Source organism: Salinibacterium sp., assembly GCF_031364185.1.
GTDB lineage: Bacteria > Actinomycetota > Actinomycetes > Actinomycetales > Microbacteriaceae > Rhodoglobus.
The window spans coordinates 1-1,215 of the sequence record NZ_JANLVV010000388.1 but is presented as its reverse complement, the minus strand read 5'-3'; the positions used below and the strand labels follow the sequence as shown (position 1 = coordinate 1,215).

The 1,215-nt window shown below is 65.0% G+C and carries 3 protein-coding genes; all 3 read right to left on the bottom strand.

Going from position 1 to position 1,215, the window contains the following annotated elements; genetic code table 11:
* Nucleotides 1-93 precede the first annotated feature (93 nt).
* Nucleotides 94-600: an ABC transporter ATP-binding protein gene (locus RMN95_RS16670; RefSeq protein WP_397545315.1), complete on the bottom strand. Its 507-nt coding sequence runs from the start codon at nt 598-600 to the stop codon at nt 94-96.
* Complete coding sequence (locus RMN95_RS16665; protein ID WP_309618025.1) at nt 597-893, bottom strand: transcriptional regulator; 297 nt, start codon at nt 891-893, stop codon at nt 597-599. The genes RMN95_RS16670 and RMN95_RS16665 overlap by 4 nt, the downstream gene beginning before the upstream one ends.
* Nucleotides 893-1,215: hypothetical protein (locus RMN95_RS16660; protein ID WP_309618024.1), on the bottom strand; the 323-nt coding region annotated here is incomplete at its 5' end. The genes RMN95_RS16660 and RMN95_RS16665, both read right to left, overlap by 1 nt.

Sequence of the window (1,215 nt, the reverse complement as noted above, 5' to 3'; positions counted from 1 at the left end):
CACCACTACCCGTTCGGCAAGCGCCTCGATCTCTTCGAGATAGTGGCTGGTGACGACGATGGTCACACCGCGATCGTGCTGCTCGCGAAGTGCCTACCACAGCAGTCGGCGGGCATCGACATCGAGACCGGTGGTCGGTTCATCCAGCAGCACCAGTCTGGGGTTGCCCACGAAGGCCAGCGCGACGCTCAGTCGACGCTTCTGCCCGCCGGAGAGCGAACCGGTTTGTCGCCTCATCAGCTCGGCGAGCCCGAACTGCGCCGCGAGTTGCGCCGTCGATACCCTCGTGGCGAAGTGTGCGCCGACGAAGTCAATCACCTCCCCTACTCGGAGCGACTCGGGCAGGGCCGTTTCTTGGGGGGTGCTCCCGAGCCGTTGCCGATTGCGCGCCTCGGCCGGGCTGCCCCCGAAAAGGCTGACGGTTCCCGTGGTCGCGCGCCGTCGGCCCGACAGCAGCGAGATTAGCGTGCTCTTTCCCGCGCCGTTCGGACCGAGCAGGCCAAGGATCTCCCCCGATCGGATGTCGAGAGTGACATCATCCAGCGCGATGACATCACCGAAACTGCGTGACACAGCGGTCAGGCTCGCAAGTACGGTCATGGTGTGGCTCCCAGCAGTGCCCGCAGGGCTTCGGTGTAGTCCTCGAACGCCCGCCGACCGACCTTCGAGAGTTCGAGGTAGGTCACGGGCGTTCGGCCCTGATGCGCTTTGGTGACCTCGACGTACTCGGCGTCTTCGAGCTTGCGCAGGTGCGTTGACAGGTTGCCGGCGGTCATGTCGAGCAATTCGAGCAGCCTCGGAAACGTGATGCTCTCACCCAGGTCGAGAGTGGCGAGCGCCGACACGATCCGCAGGCGCGCCTGGGCGTGGATGACCGGATCGAGCTCGATCATCAGCGCACCGCCAGGCCATCCCGACCGCCGCGCGTGTACAGCGCGGTCGAGATGGCCCCGCCGAAGAACACTCCGCCACCGGCAATCGCGAACACGAGGTAGTGATTCGGATACCCCAGGAAGGGCGCGACCAGCGACACGACGAGGATCGCTCCGCCCATCACGATGGACGGGATCGCGCGCCAGATTGCCCCGGCGACCAGGTACATCAGGGCGACCAGGATGCCCATCGCCGTGGGAAAGAAGATGGGTTCCAGGTTTGGATCCATGCCGTTGAACGACAGAGCAATGGCGAAGATGTACATCGCGAGAAAGCCCGCGC

Bases quoted from the DNA above. Each gene is read 5' to 3' on its own strand.
- RMN95_RS16670 (WP_397545315.1), bottom strand. From the start codon at position 600: ATGACCGTACTTGCGAGCCTGACCGCTGTGTCACGCAGTTTCGGTGAT.
- RMN95_RS16665 (WP_309618025.1), bottom strand. From the start codon at position 893: ATGATCGAGCTCGATCCGGTCATCCACGCCCAGGCGCGCCTGCGGATC.